We start from the raw sequence: 17,715 nt of genomic DNA, 5'->3' as shown, positions 1-17,715 counted from the left end.
GCCTGCTCCGTGTTCAGAAAGCGACCTTGTCGCCGCCCTTCAGATCCAGAATGGCCCGCGCCTCATCCGGGGTCGCGACCGACAGGCCGAGGCCGTGAATGATCTCGGCCGCGCGCTGCACCTGCTCGGCATTGCTGCGGGCAAGCTCGCCCGGCCCGATCCACAGACTGTCTTCCAGGCCGACGCGAATATGCCCGCCCATGCCGGCCGAGATGGCGGCGATCGGCATCTGCATCTTGCCGGTGCCAAGCACGGACCAGCGGTAATCCTCGCCGAACAGCCGGTCGGCCGTGCGCTTCATATGCATGACGTCTTCCGGGTGAGTGCCGATGCCGCCCAGAATGCCGAAAACGGTCTGCACGAAGAAGGGAGGCTTGATCAGTCCACGATCGGCGAAATGGGCCAGGTTATACAGATGCCCGACATCGTAGCATTCCAGCTCAAAGCGGGTGCCGTTGCCGGCACAGGCGGCGAGCGCATATTCGATATCCTTGAAAGTATTGCGGAAAATCAGATCGACGCTGTTTTCCAGATGCGCGCGCTCCCAGTCATGCTTGAACTCCTTGTAGCGGTTCAGCATGGGGAACAGGCCGAAATTGAAGGACCCCATGTTGAGAGAGGCGACTTCCGGCTTATGCGTCATTGCCGGGCCGATGCGCTCGTCGATCTTCATATAGGGCGCGCCACCGCTGGTGAGGTTGATCACCACATCCGAGGCCTGCTTGATGCGCCTCAGGAAAGGCGTGAAGGCCTCGGGGCTTTGATCCGGCTTGCCGGTCTCGGGGTCACGGGCATGCAGATGCACGATCGCCGCCCCCGCCTCTGCCGCGCCCAGGGCCGCCTCCGCAATCTCATCCGCCGTCACCGGCAGATAGGGCGACATCGAAGGCGTATGGATTGCCCCCGTCACGGCGCAAGTGATGATGACTTTTCTGCTGGCGGCCATGCGACCCTCCTGTTTCCTAGCGTCTCTCAAAGGCTTTCGACATTGCCGCAGACGGCAATGGACTGGCCGGAAATATTCCACCCGGCCTGGCTGCAAAGGAAGATGACGGCCGATGCGACATCATCCGGCGTCACCATATGCCTGAGCGAGATGCGGTTGAGATATTCCGCCTCCATCACTTCGTAAGGCACGCCGGTCTGCTCGGCACGGGCGCGAATGACGCCTTCCATGCGTGGCCCCTTCACGATGCCGGGCAGGATGGCATTGACGCGAATGCCGTCCGGTCCCAATTCCTTCGCCAGGCTCTGCGTGAAACCGACGATCGCCCATTTCGACGCCGAATAGGGCGTGCGATAGGCATAGCCGAAACGCCCGGCTGAGGACGACATATTGACGATTGCCCCCTCCCCCGCCGCCCGCAGATGCGGCACCGCGTAATGGGCGCAGTAGAACTGTCCATTAAGATTGATATCGATGGTGCTGCGCCAGGCGTCCGTCGCGATGTCATCGACCGTGCCGGTAGGGCCCGCGATGCCGGCATTGTTGATCAGCACATCCAGCCCGCCGAGCGCGGCGGCGGCATCCTCTACCATGCGCTTGACCTGCGCCTCATTCGAGACATCGGCGATGGAGGTCGTGACGCCCAATGCCTTGGCGCAATCGGCGAGGACCCCTTCGTTGATGTCGCAGACATGAACTTTAGCCCCATCCTCGACAAAGGCGTCTGCAATGGCGCGGCCGATACCGCTCGCCCCTGCCGTCACAAGGACCCTGAGACCTGGTTTGACCTGACGCTGCTGCATGATCCGCTCCTATTCCCGTCAGCCCGGCGCGCGTTCGCGGAGCGCGATGACCGCGGCCAGCACAACGGCGCCGTAAAGGATTTCCCGTATCGCCGGCGGCGTTGTCGTGCCCGCCAGCAGCGTCTGCAGGGCGGTCAGCAGCAGCACGCCACCGATCATGCCGAGATATTGGCCGCGGCCACCGGTAATCAACGTGCCGCCCACCACCACGACGGCGATGGAGGGCAGCAGATAATCATCCCCCATCCCCAGGCTCGCCTGACCGCTGAAACCTGCCAGCATGATGCCGACGAGGGAGGCGCAGAGCGCGCTCAGCACATAAACACCGATGATGGTGCGGCCGACATTGACGCCGGACAGTCGCGCGACGCGGGGATTATTGCCGACGGCATAGATCCGCCGACCGAAGCTGGTGCGCGACAGCAGCACGGTCGCGGCCACAATGAAGGCCAGCACAAACCAGATGACGGGCGTGATGCCGGCCAGATGACCGGTCATGATCCAGCGCAAGGCCGGCGGCGCGAAGCCGGACGGCGTGCCGCCGCTATAGAGCAAAGCCGCACCCTGCAGGATGCCGTTCATGCCCAGCGTCACCACGATCGGCGGCAGGCCGAACAGCACGACACCGGCACCGTTGACGACGCCGATGGCCGCGCCAATCAGCAGCACCAGCGGCACCGTCCAGATCGCCGCATCCGCATCTCCTTGCGCGAAGCCGGCGACCAGAATGCCGGCGAGGCCGATCGTCCAGGGGATGGAGAGGTCAAGCCCGCCGGTCAGGATCACTGCCCCCTGGCCGAGGGCCAGGACAATCAGGAAGGAGCACAGCACGGCGAGCACGGCCAGATAATGCGGACCGATGCCGCCGAACATGAAGCCGGTGACGACCAGCACGATTGCGAAGCACAGATAGGCCGGCAGGCTGTAGCGCAGCGCCTCCGCATGGCGGCGCAGCCAGGGGACAGGCGCTGTTTCGACCGCCCCTGCAGCGAGGCCAAGGGTCACGGGCGTGGCTGCGCCGGCCGCACGCCGCTGCCAGACTGGCAGGCGCGGAGCGGCCAGCCAGCGCGCCACCGGCAGGCGGCTATTGGCGACACCACTGAAGGCCGCGAGAATGAGGATCAGCCCCTCGACCACCGTGCCGTAATAGGCAGGCACATTGAGCACGAGCAGGATATTGACGATGAGCATCAGCGCATAGGCACCGAACACTGAGCCGACGCAGCCGCCACGCCCGCCACCCAGAACCGTGCCGCCGATGACGACGGCCGCGAAAATCTGCAGCAGCAGCGGATCACCCACCAGCGGATCGCCCGTGCTGGTCTGCGCCGTCACCATCACACCGGCCAGGCCGTAGGCCGCACCCGCCAGCGCGTAGGTGACGAAGGTGGTGCGCGCCACCTTGATGCCGATGAAGCGCGCCGCATCGGCGTCACTGCCGATGGCATAAAGCGCCGTGCCAAACCGCGTCTGCTTCAGCAGCCCCCAGACGACGAGGACGAGCAGGATCACAATCAACGGCGCGGGCAAGAGGTTTGGGATGGCGCTGCCGGTGAAGAAAGCCGCGAAATCAGCCGGCACCGCGCCGCCGGGCTTGTCCATCACCAGCAAGGTCACGCCTTCGGTCACGAACATCACCGCCAGCGTTACCACAATCGGTTGCAGCCTGAGGATGCCGACGAAGAACCCGTTCACCGCGCCCACCAGCGCGCCGACGCCGACACCGGCGACCGCCCAGACAATCTCCGATCCCGGCGTCGTGCCCAGATGGCTCGCGAGCAGAACATTGACGAGGGAAATCACCGCACCTGCGCTGAGGTCGAAGCCGCCGGTCAGAATGACCAGCGTCTGCCCGACCGCGGCCAGCGCCAGCGGCGCGCCGCCGGAAGAGAGGTAGGAGACGTCGAAATAGCCCATCGGTGCGGCGGAGAGCAGATTGACGGCGAGCAGCAGCAGCAGAAAGACCGCAACCGCGGTCAGCAAGCCGCGCATACGCCGCAGTTCTGCGCCCATGCCGCCGGGCGTCGAGACAAGGGCGCTCATGCGAAAGCGCCGATCCGCGGTGACGGCTCAGGCGCCCCCTGCGGCCTTGCCTGCGCATGGCCGAGGGCCGCTGCCATGATCGCGGCTTCGGTGATCTCCGCCCCTTGCAACTCACCCGCGATGCGCCCGCCATAGACGATCATGACCCGATGGCTGAGGCCGATGACTTCGGCGATTTCCGTCGAATAAAGCAGCACCGCGCCCCCCGCCGCTGCAAATTCCGCGATCAGCTGATAGATCTGATGCTTGGTGCCGACATCGACGCCGCGCGTGGGGTCGAACAGCAGCAGAATGCGGCTGCCGGCGACAAGGGAGCGCGCCAGCACGATCTTTTGCTGATTGCCGCCGCTGAAGGATCGCGCAGGCCGGTACAGCGCCCGCTCATCAACCTGCACGCGATGGAGCGCCGCGGCCACCGCCGCCCGCTCCCGCGTCACGTCGATGAAGCCGGCGCGGGTAAAGCGCTCGATCACCGGCAAGGTGGTATTCGCGCAGCCGTCAAGCTTGAGGAACAGACCTTCCGTCTTGCGCTCCTCCGGCACCAGATTGATGCCGATATGCGCGTCGATCGCATCGCGCGGAGACCGCAAGGTCACGGTCTTGCCGTCAACAAGGATCTCCCCAGCCCGCGCTTCGGTATCGCCAAAGAGCGTCAGAAACAGATCGCGCTGGCCCATGCCCTGCAAACCCGCGACGCCCAGAATTTCACCGGCACGCAGTGATAGGCTGGCATCCTTCATCTCGCCGCCCGCCAAGGCCTTCGCCTCCAGCACAGGGGGTGCGGCTTCCGTGGGCGCACGCTTCGTCGGAAAGGTCGCGGCGATAGAACGGCCGATGATGCGCTCGATCACGTCCGCGTCGCTCACCGCACCAACGGCAAAGGTGCCGACGCTCTGACCGTTGCGCAGAATCGTCAGGTCATCGCAAAAGGCGCGGACTTCCGGCATGCGGTGGGAGATGAACAGCACGGTCGTGCCGGCCGCCTTCAGCCGCGCGATGATGGCGCCCAGCCAGTCGATATCGTCACCCGAGAGCGCCGAGGTCGGCTCATCCAGCAGCAGGATGCGCGGCTCGCGCATCAGCGCGCGCGCAATTTCGATCTTCTGCCTTACCGCCAGATCAAGCCGCCTGATCTCAGCGCGGGGGGAGACATGGCCCAGGCCAAGGCTTTGCAAATGGGCGGCCACCTGCCCCTGGCCGCGCCGCCGCTGCAGCAGACCCGTCACCCCGATCGGTTGATAGGGCAGCAGCATATTCTCCCACACCGTCAGATCAGGCACCTGCGTCAGTTCCTGAAAGGCAGTCGCCAACCCCGCGCGATGCGCATCGCGCGGACTGGCGAAGTGGCGCTCCTGCCCAAAGATCGCGATGCGGCCCTGATCGGGCAGCACCAAGCCGCTCAGCATCTTGACCATGGTCGATTTGCCGGCGCCGTTTTCGCCCAGCAGGGCATGCACCGTGCCCGTTGCCGCCGCAAAGCTCGCATCCGACAAGGCAACCGTCGGACCATAGGCTTTGCGGATCTGGCTGACGGCAATGGCGGCGTGATCGTCCATGGTCATGATACCTTCACTATCCGTCCAGGCTCAGTGCTCGGGCGTTCCGTGCAAAGCGGCCTGCAGGCCAAGCTCGGGCGTATCGGCCGAGTAGATCGCCGCGAACCAGCCTGGATTGCTGATCAAAGCCGGCTGGAAGACGTTGCAGCCCTGGCGCATATCTTCCCAGGTGCCCGTCGTGCAGAGCTTCACTGTCTCATTCTTCACCAGCGGCAGCGGCAGAATGATGTCATGCGGCAGGGTTTTGCCGTCCAGCCGCTCCACCGCCAGCTTCAGCGCGAGGCCGCCGGAATAGGGCGGAGAGGCATAGGAGATGCTGGGCAGGCCCATCGGCCGATAGTTGCCCTGGGCGCCGTTGACCTGGGTACCCACGGGCAGCATCTGCGTGCGATGTCCGTTTGATCCCTCACCCGCGCAGGGCCGCAACGCAGTGTCGGCGACCCCCGCTTCCTTCTGCATCGAACTCGCGGTCAGACAGCCGACCTGCATCCACAGCCCGTCGATTCCGCTCCAAGGATGGGTCGCGACGATTTTGGACAGTTCGGTGCGGGCCACCGCCTGGCTCCACATGCCAACGCCCTCGGCGACGATATGAATGCCGGGATATTTCGCAAACACGGCCTTCGCCGCCGCTGTGCGCGCGGTATCGACGGAGGTGCCGGGCACGCCGTCCATCACCACGATATTGCCTTTGCCGCCCAACTTGTCGGCCAACCACTGCGCCGTTACCTGGCCGGCTTCGGTCTGATTGATGTGTACGTTGTAGGCGCAAGGTTCCGTCACCTGTGCGTCATAGGCGATTACGACTACATGCCGCGCGCAGGCCGCGCGAATGACAGGGTTCAGCGCGGTAGGTGAGATCGGATAGACCACAATCGCCTGGGCGCCGGCCTGCACCATGGCGTTGATCTGCTGAATCTGGCGCTGCGCGTTGGGGCCAGAGACCTGAACGTCCAGCGTGACCTTGTCTTTCAGCCCGGCAGACGCGGCCATGGCGCGGACCATATTCTCGGCCTCGGCCTGCCAGTCGTTGCCGATATAGCTCATGCTGAGATAGATTTTGTAAGGTTTGGCCTGGGCCGCGGCCCCGGCGCCCATCAGCATGGCGGCCCCCGCCATGGCGGCGGTGGCCCAGCGTGCGAAAAGCTTCATCGTTTCCCCCGTTTTACGCGCCTGTTTGCGGCGCTTTGTTTTTAGTGAGGCGAGATCAGGCGAAGGCGGTAGCAAGCCAAGTCTGGTGCTATTCGGCGGACCCTCTCAGCTTCATGGAAAAGGGCAGCAGCACCGCCTGACGCGCCGCACCCGTCCCGTCCCACAAACGGCACAAGGCATCCGTCACGGCTGCACCAAAAGCGTCATAGGGAATATGGACCGTGCTCAACCACGGCGCGGTCCAGTCATTCATCGGATTGTCGTCAAAACCGAAAATCGCGATGTCCTGCGGTACGCGCAGGCCGTTTTCGCGGCAGCGGCGGAACAGGCCATAGGCGACCAGATCATTGCCGCAGAAAATGGCACGCGGCAGATCTGCCGCCAGCATCCCGGCCGCCGCCCGGTAGCCACCTTCCATCGACAGGCCGCCATCACGCACATGGCGTGGCTCAGGCGCACAGCCGGCCTCCTGCAGACAGGCCACGAATCCCTCGAAACGCTCCCGGCTGGCGGAGGAATGCAGCGGCCCGTGGATGACGCCGCAACGCCGAAAGCCCTGCGCCAGAAAATGCGCGGCGACCGCACGACCGGCGGCGGCATTGTCGATACCGACAAAAACGCCGCCGCCAGAGGGTGGCTTGCGGTTGACGAAGGCAATCGGCAGGCCGGAGGTCAGCGCGCTCGTCAGGCCGCCGCTTTCCACCGCGCCCAGCAAGGCCACACCGCGCACGTGATACGCCTGCATTTCACGCAGATAGAAATCCTGCAGCTCAGGGTCTTCCCCCGTATTGCACAGGATCATCGTATGGTCGCGGCCGCGCAGCGCCGTTTCGATTGACCGGGCAATTGCAGAATAAAAGGCATTGGCGATATCGGGGATCAGCAGCGCCACCAGCCGGGTCTGGCGCAGGCGCAGGCTGCGCCCGGCATGGGCGGGTCGGTAGCCCAGCGCGTCAGCCGCGGCGCGGACGCGGGCCTGGGTCTCCACCCCCGCCTTGGTGCTGATGCCATTGAGCACGCGGGAGACGGTGGCGATGGAAACGCCGGCACGCGCCGCCACCGCCTGAATGCCGGGGGCTTTGCCCGGCACGCTTTCTCTCGGCAGCTCTCTCTGATCTCGTGTCTGGGACAGTTGCGTCACCAAAGCGTTTTTATGAGGGTAAACGTTTACCCGATTTCGCAAGTCCACACTGTTTCGGGATTGCTTGTCAAGCCCGCGCCTGGCCCAGGATCACAGGTTTAATGCAGGGGTCGGGAGGATTATCCGCGATAGCCCGTCGCGACCACGTAAAGCTCGCTCGATTCCTTGCGGCTGGCCGGCGGCTTCGCGTGCTTCACCGACTCAAACCGCTTCTTCATCGGCTCCAGCAGGTTCTTGTCGGCGCCACCCTGAAACAGCTTGGCGACGAAAATGCCGCCGGGCGGCAGCATCTCGAAAGCGAGTTCCAGCGCCATTTCGGCCAGCGCCACGATACGGATATGGTCGGTCGCGGCATGGCCCGAGGTATTGGGCGCCATATCGGACATGAACAGGTCCGGCTTGCCGCCCAGCAATTCCATGATTTTGATGTGGTTCTCGGGGTCGGTCGCGTCCCCCTGGATGAGATCGGCGCCGGGGATGGGCGGAATTTCCAGCAAGTCGATACCCACCACGCGCGTCGCCCCGCGGTCCAGCGCCACCTGTGTCCAGCCGCCGGGGGCCGCGCCCAGGTCGAGCACCCGCATGCCCTTCTTGATGATCTTGAAGCGGTCATCCAGCTCGATCAGCTTGAAAGCCGCGCGTGACCGCCAGCCCTGCTTCTGGGCTGCCGTGACATAGGGGTCGTTCAATTGCCGCTGGAGCCACCGTTGCGAGGCGACGCTGCGCCCCGCCGTCCGCTTCAGCTTTACCGTCAGGCCACGCCCGGCACCCTTGCCGGGGTCCCCGGTCGAGCCCTTACGCCCATCTTGGGCCATGCTACTCTGCCTTTGTCAGCCGGCGGGCGAAGCGGCGATGGAAGTCTGCAGAACTCCGCCACCGCAGCCGCGGCGGCTGTCCCTGCGGCGCCCCCCGCGGATCTGCCGCAGAAGGATGCCTTCGCGCAAGCCACGATCGGCAACACCCACCTCGGGCGTCGGCCAGACGGAGCGGATGGCCGTGAAGATGGCGCAGCCCGGCAGCACCAGATCAGCCCGATCCTCGCCGATGCAGGGGTGGGCTGCGAGCCCGCTGCGGCCCATGGCGCGCAGGCTCTCTACCGCCAGATCGGCTTCCTCACCCGGCAGCACGATGCCGTCCACCAGCGGCCGGCGATAGCGCGGCAGCTTGAGCGCCACACTCGCGACCGTCGTGATGGTCCCGCTGGTGCCCAGCAGGCGCACGCCGGCGCGATTGATCTCCCGCCCGATGCGATGGATGTCTTCAAACTCCCACAGCTTCTCCTCCACGGTCTCGACCATGGTGTTGAAACCGTCCTCGGTGAAGCAGCTGTGGTCGGTGCAGGCGCGCAGCGTCATCACACCGAAGGGCAGCGAGACGTAGCTGATCAGCGTGGGCGTGCCGCCATCCAGCCTTACCCAGGCAATTTCGGTCGAGCCGCCGCCGATATCGAAAACGAGCGCGCGGCTGCCGGCGCCGCGCAGCAGGGGCGAACAGCTTTCCAGCGTCAGCTCGGCCTCCTCGCGGCCGGAAATGATGCGGATATCCAGCCCGGTCTGCTGGCGCACGCGGGCCAGGAAATCAGCGCCGTTGGCCGCCCGGCGGCAGGCTTCGGTCGCAACCGCCGTCAGCCCGCTCAGCCGGTAGCGCGACAGCCGGCTGGCGCAGGACCGCAGCGCATCCATGGCGCGGTCCATGGCGGGCTCGGCCAATTGGCCGGTTTCGGCTAGGCCTTCGCCAAGACCCACCGAGCGGCTGAAGCTCTCAATGACCCGGAAACCGGTGCTGCTCGGCACACCCAGCATCAGCCGGCAATTATTGGTGCCCAGATCGAGGGCGCCGAAAATCGGTGCTCCAGACCGCTTTTCCGCGATCGGTGCAACATCGCCGGGCGCGCAGGGCGTGGAGATGCTGATGCTCATGCGCTAATAGTCGCCGCGTGAAGATAGGTTCTACAAGTGTCAAATGTTTAAGATAGGCCTGCAGGGTGACAGGCATGTCCTGTCCGCCCCCGGTTCAGAGAAGCGCAGCCCCCGCATTCTGTTCATCACCGCGACTCGAATCGGTGACGCCGTGATCAGCACGGGCATCCTCAAGCATCTGCTGCGGCAGAACCCGACGGCGCGCGTGACGGTCGCCTGCGGTCCCGTGGCCGCCGGGGTTTTCCAGGCCATGCCGCAGCTCGAGCGGCTTATTCTGATGCCAAAGCAGAAGATGGACGGGCATTGGTTCAAGCTTTGGGGCCAGACGCTGGGCACGCGCTGGGACCAGATCATCGATCTGCGCGGCTCCGGCACCGCGTTTTTTCTCCTCGCCCGCCGCCGCCAGATCCTGAAAGGCGGGCGCCGCCCCGGCCTGCGTCTTGCCCAGCTCGCCGACAGCATGGGCCTGGCACCACCGCCGCTGCCCATCGCCTGGTATACGGACGCCGACCGCGCCCGCGCCCGCGCGCTGCTGCCAGAGGGCAGGCCCTATATCGGCCTCGGCCCCACCGCCAACTGGTCCGGCAAGATCTGGCCGCCGGAGCGCTTCGTCGCCCTGTTTCAGCGCCTGCGCGATGAGGCTTTGCCCGAGGCGCGGCCGGTCATCTTCGCGGGTCCCGGCGCCATGGAGGCCGAACTCGCCCGGCCGGTACTGGCAGCGCTGCCGGATGCGATCGACCTCACCGGAAAGCTGACCTTGCCGGAAGCGGCTGCGTGCCTCGCCCGCACCGCCCTCTTCGTCGGCAATGATTCCGGCCTCATGCATCTGGCCGCCGCCGCAGGTGCCCCGACGCTCGGCCTGTTCGGCCCCTCCCCGGTCGATGAATATGCGCCCTCCGGCCGCCGCACGGCGGTCGCGGTCGCCCCTGGCCCCAGTGGTCGTGCGGCGATGGACGGGCTCACGGTCGCGGCGGCGGCAGAGGTCGCATTGGCTTTACTCAAGGATGAAGGGCGGATCGCCGCATGACACCATTCTACGATCTCATCATCCGTGGCGGCACGGTCGTGCTGCCCTGGGGGCTGGAACGGGCCGATATCGCGGTTGCCCTCGGCCGTATCGTGACACTGGCACCGGGTGACGGGGCGGAGGCAGCGGAGATGTTTGACGCCACCGGCCTGCATGTCCTGCCCGGCCTCATCGACGCCCATACCCATCTGCGCGACCCGGCCCAGGCGGATGTGGAAAGCATCCCCAGTGGCACGCGTGCGGCCGTGCTCGGCGGCCTGGCCGCGGTCTTCGATATGCCGAACGGCAATCCCTCCATCACCACGGCCGAGCGGCTGGCGGTGAAGAAGGAGTTCGCGTCCACCCGCAGCTGGTGCGATCTCGGTCTCTATGTCGGCGCCGCGCGCAGCAATATCCCTGACCTCGCCAGCCTGGAGCTGGAAGACGGTGTCTCTGCCATCAAGGTCTTCGCGGGCTCCAGCACGGGTGACCTGCTGATCGAGGATGACGAGACGCTGGAGGCCGTCATGCGCAGCGGCCGGCGCCGCATCGCCTATCACTCGGAGGACGAATACCGCCTGCGCGAGCGTAAGCATCTGTTCCATGAAGGCATGCCTTATTCGTCGCATATGGAATGGCGCGATGTGGAGGCCGCTTTCCTCGGCACGCGCCGCCTGATGGCACTCGCGCGCAAAACCGGCCGTCCCGCCCATATCCTGCATGTCTCGACGGCCGAGGAGCTGGATTATCTGGCCGATTACCGCGACATCGCGACCGTCGAGGTATTGCTCAACCATCTCACGCAATGGGCCCCGGACGCCTATGACCGGCTCGGGCCCTATGCGGTGATGAACCCGCCGATCCGCGACAAGCGGCATATGGAAGCCGCCTGGGCCGCCGTGCGCGACGGCATGGTCGATGTCGTGGGGTCGGACCATGCGCCGCATGCCAAGGCCGCGAAGGAAAAGCCCTGGCCGCTCTGCGCCGCGGGCCTGACGGGGGTTCAGACCATCGTGCCGCTGATGCTCGACCATGTCTCGGCCGGGCGGCTGTCCCTCATGCGCCTTGCCGATCTCATGTGCGCCGGCCCCGCGCGCGTCTACGGCATCCGCGGCAAGGGCCGCATTGCCCGCGGCTATGATGCGGATTTCACCATCGTCGACATGAAGAAGGGCCGCACCATCGAGCAGAGCTGGATCGCCAGCCCCTGCGGCTGGTCGCCCTTTGTCGGCACCAATGTCCTCGGCTGGCCCATCGCCACCATCATCCGCGGCCAGACGGTGATGCGCGAGGACGAAGTCCTGGGCGAGCCCGTCGGACAGTTCGTGAGCTTTGCGGGGTAGAAAAGCAAAGCGACTTCTTTCAAATAAAGGCACGCCAAGCGGGAAGGTGCGTCGCCCGGGTGTCGTCATCCCCGGGCTTGTCCCGGGGACCTACCCCTTCGCCCATGGCGAGATTGTTTCGGTACCGCCGCGGGTGGATAGCCGTCATGGCCCGGCCATGACGCTGAATGGGTCTGTATCTGGACGGAAATCCAAGGAGACAGCCGATGTCCAATCCCGTTTGGGATGATTTTTTCGACGCACCGGGGACAGATCTCCCCCTCCGCGAACAGCCAATGGCCGGACCGCGAAACCGTTGATCGTGCGCATCCGGCAGGTTCATGCAGCGCTCAGCCGCGAGACAAACAGGACCCGATCGCCGCGTCCACCGCCTCACCCAGAATCTCCACGATGCGGTCGATCTCGGCGGCCGTCACGATATAGGGCGGCGCCAGCAGCACATGGTCGCCCTGGCGGCCGTCGATGGTGCCACCCATCGGGTAGCAGGCCATGCCGCGCGCGAAGGCGTCTGTCTTGATGCGCTCATGCAGCCGCAGCGCCGGGTCGAAGGGCACCTTGCTGTCGCGGTCGGCCACCAGCTCGATCGACTGGAACAGGCCCCGCCCGCGCACGTCGCCGACATGGGGGTGATTGCCGAAACGCGCCCGCAGCCGCGCCTCCAGCCGCGCCCCCATGGCGCGGACATTGGCCAGCAGCCCGTCTTCGGCGATCACCTGCTGCACAGCGAGCGCCGCGGCGCAGGCGGTCGCATGGGCCAGATAGGTATGGCCATGGGCGACAGCGCCGGACCCCGCGTCCAGCGCCGCGATGATGCGGCCATGGATAAGAATGCCGCCGATCGGCTGGTAACCGCCGCCCAGGCCCTTGGCGATCATCTGAATATCGGGCGCGACCCCCTCCTGCTCCCACGCATGCAGCGTGCCGGTGCGGCCCATGCCGCACATCACCTCGTCCAGCAGCAGCAGCGCGCCATAACGGTCGCAGACCGCGCGCATGGCGCGGAAATAGCCCGCCGGTGCCGGCACGGTGCCGAGCGTCGCACCGACCACCGGTTCCGCAATGAAACCCGCCACCGTCTCCGGCCCCAGCCGCACAAACTCCGCGTCCAGCTCGGCCGCCAGGCGGGCGACATAGTCACCCTCGCTCTCACCCTGTCCCTGGCCGCGATAGGCATAGGCCGGGGAGACATGACTGAAGGCGTCGCTCAGCAGCGGCTGATACAGCGCGCGCCGCGCCATATTGCCGCCCGCCGCCAGCGCGCCCAGCGTATTGCCGTGATAGCTCTGCCGCCGCGCGATGAAGCGGTGGCGTTCAGGCTGTCCGATTTCCACAAAATACTGCCGCGCCAGCTTGATCGCCGCCTCATTCGCTTCCGACCCGCCGGAGACGAAAAAGCCGTGGCTGAGGCCACCGGGCGCGTCACCCAGCAGGTGATCGGCCAGCGCCTCGGCGGGTGCGGTGGTGAAGAAGCCGTTATAGGCGAAAGCCAGCCGCTCGGCCTGATCGCGCACGGCGGCGATAACGCGGGGATGGCCATGACCGAGACAGGAAACCGCGGCCCCGCCACTCGCATCGATAATCTCCCGCCCGTCGGACAGCCGGACCATCAAACCTTGGGCCGAGACCGCCTGCGGCGGAATATCACGCAGGCCCCGATGCAGCAGATGGCTCATCCGGTCAGACCACCGCCGCGATCGCGCGCTGCAGCTTGGCAGACTCGGGCGCGGTCTTGCTGGAAAACCATTCGGCCAGGGTGCCGTCCCGCTTGATCAGATATTTGTAGAAATTCCAGCGCGGCTTGCCCAGGAATCCCGCCTGGTCGCCCAGCCAGCGGAACAGCGGATGCGCTTCCGCCCCCTTCACATGGGTCTTTTCCATCATCGCGAAGGTGACGCCGAAATTACGCTCGCAAAAGGCACCGATCGCCGCAGCCTCGCCCGGCTCCTGGTTGCCGAAATCATTGCTGGGCACGCCGATAATGACCAGCCCATCCTCCTTCCCGCCCCAGGTCGCCTGCAGCGCCTGCAAGCCCGCATATTGCGGTGTGAAGCCGCATTGCGAAGCGGTATTGACGATCAGCAGCGGCCGTCCCCGCAGATCACTGAGCGGAAAAGGCTCGCCCTGCAGGGTTTTCAGGCTGAAATCGTAGACGGTTTCGGCCATGCAGCCTCTCCTTCGCCGTTCGGTTTGCTCTCGCTCCGCGCCGCCGCTATGGTCCGGCCCGTTTGCGGCCGGCGAAGAAGCATTCTCCGCCGGGCGCCAACGTCAAGACGGTTGCCGGAGGCGTAGCGTGGTCGATATTTTCGACGAAGTCGATGAGGATATCCGGGCAGAGCGGGTGGCGCGGTTCGCGCGCCGCTATGCTGCCGGGTTGATCGGCCTCGCCGTATTGCTGGTTCTGGGCGTGGCCGGCTGGCAGGTCTGGTCCTGGCATCGCGGCCAGCAGAATGCGCAGGCCGCCTCGGCCTATCTCGCCGTCATGGAACAGGCCGGGCAGCGCGGCTCGGCGGCAGACCGCCAGCATCTGGCCCAGGCCTTCGGCGCCGTGGCCCAATCATCCCCCGCCGGCTACGCGACTCTCGCCAAGCTCAATCAGGCCAGCCTGCTCGCCGATTCCGGCCATCTCGCGGATGCCGAGCCGATCTGGAACGGCCTGATCAATGACGGCAGTCTCAATCCGGTGCTGCGCCAAGTCGCCACCCTCGGCTGGGCCTCGCATGAGATCGACACTGCCGAACCCTCGCTGATCCAGGCGCGGCTTGAATCGCTGGCCGCCGACGGCAGCCCCTGGCGCCCCATCGCGCTGCAGTATCTGGCGCTGCTTAGCATTCGCACCGGGCATAACGATCAGGCCATCGCGAGCTTTCAGAAGGTCGCGGATGATATTTCGACGCCGGCGGATATGCGGAACATGGCCAATGCCATGGCGCAGGCGCTTGGCGCGCCCCCACCGGCCCAGTAATGCCCTGACGCGTAATACTTCGACGCGAAGGCGCCTCGCTTTCGCCGCGCTGCCCCTCTAGTTAGCCTCGAAAAGATTGGCGTTCCTATGAGCCGCATGATTCCCCGACCCGACCGCTCCCTCTCCGCCGAGGCCATCGACCGACCCGGTCTGACCCGCCGCCAGGCGCTTGGCCGGGCCGCGGCCTTCGGCCTGCCCCTGGCGCTCACCGCCTGCGGCTTTCTCGGCGGTAACGAAACGCCGCCGCTTCCCGGCAAGCGCATCAATGTCATGAGTTCCGCCGCGGCGCTCTCGGTCGACCCGACGCTGACCCAGGCCGTCACGCTGCCGACGCCGGTCGCCGGATTGCAATGGGCCCAGCAGGGCGGCAATGCCGCGCACGATCCGGGTGTCGGCACTATCGGCGCGAAGCTCAGCCAGATCTGGTCGGCTGATATCGGCGAAGGCACCGCCTACCGCCATCGCATCCCCAATCCCCCGGTCGTCGCCGACGGCATGGTCTTCAGCATGAGCGCGGACGGCGAAGTCAGCGGCTTCACGCTCAAGACCGGCGACAATCTCTGGCGCACCTATGTGCGGCCGAAGGGCTCGCGCAGCTTCGATGTCGGCGGCGGCGTCAGCTATGATGGCGGTTCCGTCTATGCCGCCACCGGCTTCGGCGAGATCCTCTGCATCGACGCCAAAAGCGGCAATATCCGCTGGCGCAAGCCGCTGGGCTCTCCCGCGCGCACGGCGCCCACCATCGCCGGCAATCATATCTATGTCAGCCTCATCGACAGCTCGATCGTCGGCCTCGACATCCATGACGGCAGCACCCTCTGGACCCGCCAGGCGCGGAACCCGATGACGGGCGTGCTCGGCCTGCCCGCCCCCGCCGTCTCTGGCAGCATCGTCGTCGCGGGCTTCGGTTCGGGCGACTTCCTGGCCATGAACGCCGATAGCGGCGAAGTGCTGTGGTCGGACAATCTCGGCGCCACGGGCAGCGGCCTGTCGCAGCTGTCGGCCATCGTCGGCATGCCGGTGATCGACCAGAACCGCGTCTTTGTCGGCAGCCTCGGCGGCATCATGCTGTCGATCGACCTGCCCACCGGCCGCCGCCTGTGGGAGCGTGACTTCGCCTCAGACCAGAGCCCCTTCCTGGCCGGCGACTGGCTGTTCGTGCTCTCGACCGACCAGCAGCTGGCGGCCCTCTCCGCCACCACCGGCCAAGTCAAATGGGTCCACCAGATGCCGCCCTTCAAAAACATGAAGAAGCTGCGCAACCCGATTTATTGGTGGGGTCCCATCGTCGCCGGCGGCAGCCTGATCCTGGCCAGCAACGACAAGCACCTGGCTGTGGTCGACGCCGCCACCGGCACCGGCACCGACATGCTCGATCTGCCGGCCCCCGCGGCCGCCCAGCCCATCGTCGCCGACGGGCTGGTCCTGGTGACGCTGCGCAACGGCGACCTCATCGCCTTCGGCTGAAGGCCGCGGCGTCGCGACGGCATAGGGGGAGGACCGCCAGCCGATGATCGTCTCCCGCGGTTTGCATATTGGTCTGCTGCTGCGGGAAAACGCGGTCGCCTTCGGCGTCCTGCTGGCCTATGATGCCGTGGTGACGGTCGCCTATCTGTGGCTGCACTGGCATTGGATTTCGATCCCGCTGCTGCCCCTGCCGCTGCTGGGCAGTGCCATCGCGCTAATCCTCACCATCCGCAACAACGCGGCCTATGCCCGATGGTGGGAGGCGCGCACGCTCTGGGGCGCGATCCTCAACAATTCCCGCAATTTCGCCCGCATTGTGCTGGCCCAGGTCGATGACCCGGCGCTGCGCGATCATCTCATCCGCTGCCAGATCGCCTATGCGCTGGTGCTGCGCTGCCATCTGCTGCGCATTGGGCACGACCATGTGCTGGACCGCTATCTGCCGGGGCATCTGGCGCTCAGCGTCGGCCACGCCACGAATGTGCCGATGGCGATCCAGGCGGCAATCAGCCGGACGCTGGGTGCCGCCAGGGCCGAGGGCAAGCTCGACAGCATCGCCGTGGGCAATCTTGATCGCGCACTCGCCGCCGTCGTCGATGCGCAGGGTGGGCTGGAGCGTATCAAGAACACGCCGCTGCCCCGCCAGTACAGCGCTCTGCCGCTGATCTTCAGCCGCGCCTATTGCCTCATGCTGCCGCTGGGTCTGGTCAAGGCGCTTGGCTTCGCGACGCCCTTCGGCTCGGCGCTAATCGGCTTCATGTTCCTGATCCTGGATCGCATCGGCCAGGATCTGGAAGACCCATTCAGCAATGATGTCCATGACGTGCCGATGAAGGCCGTCACCCGCACGCTGGAAATCGACCTGCTGCAGTCCATCGGGGTCACGGATGTGCCTCCGCCGATCACGCCGCAAGGCGGCATCCTGCTGTGAGCGGCAAGACCGCGGATGACGCATCCGCCGTGACGCTGACGATCCGACCTGCCCTTCCCGACGACGAAGCCGCCGCGGTCGCGCTCTGGCATGCCTGCGGGCTGGTCGCCTCCTATAATGATCCCGCCGCCGATTTCCGCTTCGCCATTGCTGGACCGTCCTCCGCCGTGCTGATCGGTGAGGATGACGCGGGGCGTGTCTGCGGCACCGTCATGGTCGGCCATGACGGCCACCGCGGCTGGCTCTATTACGTCGCGGCCACGCCCGATCTGCAGGGACGGAGCATTGGCCGGCAGATCGTGCAGGCGGCTGAAGCCTGGCTGCACGGGCGCGGCATCTGGAAGGCCCAGCTGCTGGTGCGCGAGACCAATACCGCGGTCATCGCCTTCTACGAGCGGCTCGGCTTCGAGGTCTCGCCGCGGGTCGTGATGACCAAATTTCTATAG

General features: G+C 65.9%; 16 protein-coding genes. 6 read left to right on the top strand and 10 right to left on the bottom strand.

Annotated elements, in window-relative coordinates:
- Nucleotides 1-13: 13 nt before the first annotated feature.
- From kce to AC3G7M_RS10400, 8 genes are all read right to left on the bottom strand, one after another.
- Nucleotides 14-946 (bottom strand): 3,5-dioxohexanoate:acetyl-CoA acetone transferase, encoded by a 933-nt coding sequence (gene kce, locus AC3G7M_RS10435; protein ID WP_489211771.1) that lies wholly within the window; start codon nt 944-946, stop codon nt 14-16.
- A gap of 26 nt (nt 947-972) precedes the next feature.
- A complete protein-coding gene (locus AC3G7M_RS10430; protein ID WP_489211770.1) occupies nt 973-1,749 on the bottom strand; it encodes an SDR family oxidoreductase in 777 nt (258 codons plus the stop codon).
- An 18-nt stretch (nt 1,750-1,767) separates the two neighbouring features.
- Nucleotides 1,768-3,792: an ABC transporter permease subunit gene (locus AC3G7M_RS10425; RefSeq protein ID WP_489211769.1), complete on the bottom strand. Its 2,025-nt coding sequence runs from the start codon at nt 3,790-3,792 to the stop codon at nt 1,768-1,770.
- Entirely contained in the window at nt 3,789-5,354 is a 1,566-nt protein-coding gene (locus AC3G7M_RS10420; protein ID WP_489211767.1) for a sugar ABC transporter ATP-binding protein, read from the bottom strand. Before AC3G7M_RS10420 ends, AC3G7M_RS10425 begins: the two co-directional genes overlap by 4 nt.
- A 24-nt stretch (nt 5,355-5,378) precedes the next feature.
- Complete coding sequence (locus tag AC3G7M_RS10415) at nt 5,379-6,500, bottom strand: sugar ABC transporter substrate-binding protein (RefSeq protein ID WP_489211766.1); 1,122 nt, start codon at nt 6,498-6,500, stop codon at nt 5,379-5,381.
- 88 nt (nt 6,501-6,588) lie between these two features.
- Nucleotides 6,589-7,590: a LacI family DNA-binding transcriptional regulator gene (locus AC3G7M_RS10410; RefSeq protein ID WP_489211765.1), complete on the bottom strand. Its 1,002-nt coding sequence runs from the start codon at nt 7,588-7,590 to the stop codon at nt 6,589-6,591.
- A gap of 170 nt (nt 7,591-7,760) precedes the next feature.
- Complete coding sequence (locus AC3G7M_RS10405) at nt 7,761-8,456, bottom strand: RlmE family RNA methyltransferase (protein ID WP_489211764.1); 696 nt, start codon at nt 8,454-8,456, stop codon at nt 7,761-7,763.
- 15 nt (nt 8,457-8,471) lie between these two features.
- Nucleotides 8,472-9,560, bottom strand: coding sequence for a Ppx/GppA phosphatase family protein (locus AC3G7M_RS10400; protein WP_489211763.1), 1,089 nt, complete (start codon nt 9,558-9,560; stop codon nt 8,472-8,474).
- Between the two features lie 43 nt (nt 9,561-9,603).
- On the opposite strand from AC3G7M_RS10400, the gene AC3G7M_RS10395 reads away from it, so the two are divergent.
- Together AC3G7M_RS10395 and AC3G7M_RS10390 are read left to right on the top strand one after the other, a co-directional pair.
- A complete protein-coding gene (locus AC3G7M_RS10395; RefSeq protein ID WP_489211762.1) occupies nt 9,604-10,587 on the top strand; it encodes a glycosyltransferase family 9 protein in 984 nt (327 codons plus the stop codon).
- Complete coding sequence (locus tag AC3G7M_RS10390; RefSeq protein WP_489211760.1) at nt 10,584-11,909, top strand: dihydroorotase; 1,326 nt, start codon at nt 10,584-10,586, stop codon at nt 11,907-11,909. The genes AC3G7M_RS10395 and AC3G7M_RS10390 overlap by 4 nt, the downstream gene beginning before the upstream one ends.
- Before the next feature lie 329 nt (nt 11,910-12,238).
- Here AC3G7M_RS10390 and AC3G7M_RS10385 read toward each other — a convergent pair whose 3' ends face one another.
- Nucleotides 12,239-13,582: an aspartate aminotransferase family protein gene (locus AC3G7M_RS10385; protein WP_489211759.1), complete on the bottom strand. Its 1,344-nt coding sequence runs from the start codon at nt 13,580-13,582 to the stop codon at nt 12,239-12,241.
- Between the two features lie 4 nt (nt 13,583-13,586).
- Complete coding sequence (locus AC3G7M_RS10380) at nt 13,587-14,072, bottom strand: glutathione peroxidase (RefSeq protein WP_489211757.1); 486 nt, start codon at nt 14,070-14,072, stop codon at nt 13,587-13,589.
- A 127-nt stretch (nt 14,073-14,199) separates the two neighbouring features.
- On the opposite strand from AC3G7M_RS10380, the gene AC3G7M_RS10375 reads away from it, so the two are divergent.
- From AC3G7M_RS10375 to AC3G7M_RS10360, 4 genes are all read left to right on the top strand, one after another.
- Nucleotides 14,200-14,871 carry a tetratricopeptide repeat protein gene (locus tag AC3G7M_RS10375; protein WP_489211755.1) on the top strand — a complete coding sequence of 224 codons (672 nt, stop codon included), beginning with the start codon at nt 14,200-14,202 and terminating at the stop codon, nt 14,869-14,871.
- Between the two features lie 87 nt (nt 14,872-14,958).
- The gene (locus AC3G7M_RS10370; RefSeq protein ID WP_489211753.1) at nt 14,959-16,338 is read left to right on the top strand and encodes an outer membrane protein assembly factor BamB family protein; all 1,380 of its coding nucleotides are present in this window, start codon (nt 14,959-14,961) and stop codon (nt 16,336-16,338) included.
- 43 nt (nt 16,339-16,381) lie between these two features.
- The gene (locus tag AC3G7M_RS10365; RefSeq protein ID WP_489211751.1) at nt 16,382-17,269 is read left to right on the top strand and encodes a bestrophin family protein; all 888 of its coding nucleotides are present in this window, start codon (nt 16,382-16,384) and stop codon (nt 17,267-17,269) included.
- Nucleotides 17,266-17,715 (top strand): GNAT family acetyltransferase, encoded by a 450-nt coding sequence (locus AC3G7M_RS10360; RefSeq protein ID WP_489211749.1) that lies wholly within the window; start codon nt 17,266-17,268, stop codon nt 17,713-17,715. The genes AC3G7M_RS10365 and AC3G7M_RS10360 overlap by 4 nt, the downstream gene beginning before the upstream one ends.

The organism is Acidisoma sibiricum (genome assembly GCF_057837225.1).
This window is presented reverse-complemented; position numbering and strand designations above follow the sequence as displayed.

Coding starts and splice junctions, on each gene's coding strand:
- AC3G7M_RS10400 (WP_489211763.1), bottom strand. CDS start 9,560: ATGAGCATCAGCATCTCCACGCCCTGCGCGCCCGGCGATGTTGCACCG.
- AC3G7M_RS10365 (WP_489211751.1), top strand. CDS start 16,382: ATGATCGTCTCCCGCGGTTTGCATATTGGTCTGCTGCTGCGGGAAAAC.
- AC3G7M_RS10430 (WP_489211770.1), bottom strand. CDS start 1,749: ATGCAGCAGCGTCAGGTCAAACCAGGTCTCAGGGTCCTTGTGACGGCA.
- AC3G7M_RS10380 (WP_489211757.1), bottom strand. CDS start 14,072: ATGGCCGAAACCGTCTACGATTTCAGCCTGAAAACCCTGCAGGGCGAG.
- AC3G7M_RS10385 (WP_489211759.1), bottom strand. CDS start 13,582: ATGAGCCATCTGCTGCATCGGGGCCTGCGTGATATTCCGCCGCAGGCG.
- AC3G7M_RS10405 (WP_489211764.1), bottom strand. CDS start 8,456: ATGGCCCAAGATGGGCGTAAGGGCTCGACCGGGGACCCCGGCAAGGGT.
- AC3G7M_RS10390 (WP_489211760.1), top strand. CDS start 10,584: ATGACACCATTCTACGATCTCATCATCCGTGGCGGCACGGTCGTGCTG.
- AC3G7M_RS10415 (WP_489211766.1), bottom strand. CDS start 6,500: ATGAAGCTTTTCGCACGCTGGGCCACCGCCGCCATGGCGGGGGCCGCC.
- AC3G7M_RS10425 (WP_489211769.1), bottom strand. CDS start 3,792: ATGAGCGCCCTTGTCTCGACGCCCGGCGGCATGGGCGCAGAACTGCGG.
- AC3G7M_RS10395 (WP_489211762.1), top strand. CDS start 9,604: ATGTTTAAGATAGGCCTGCAGGGTGACAGGCATGTCCTGTCCGCCCCC.
- kce (WP_489211771.1), bottom strand. CDS start 946: ATGGCCGCCAGCAGAAAAGTCATCATCACTTGCGCCGTGACGGGGGCA.
- AC3G7M_RS10420 (WP_489211767.1), bottom strand. CDS start 5,354: ATGACCATGGACGATCACGCCGCCATTGCCGTCAGCCAGATCCGCAAA.
- AC3G7M_RS10370 (WP_489211753.1), top strand. CDS start 14,959: ATGAGCCGCATGATTCCCCGACCCGACCGCTCCCTCTCCGCCGAGGCC.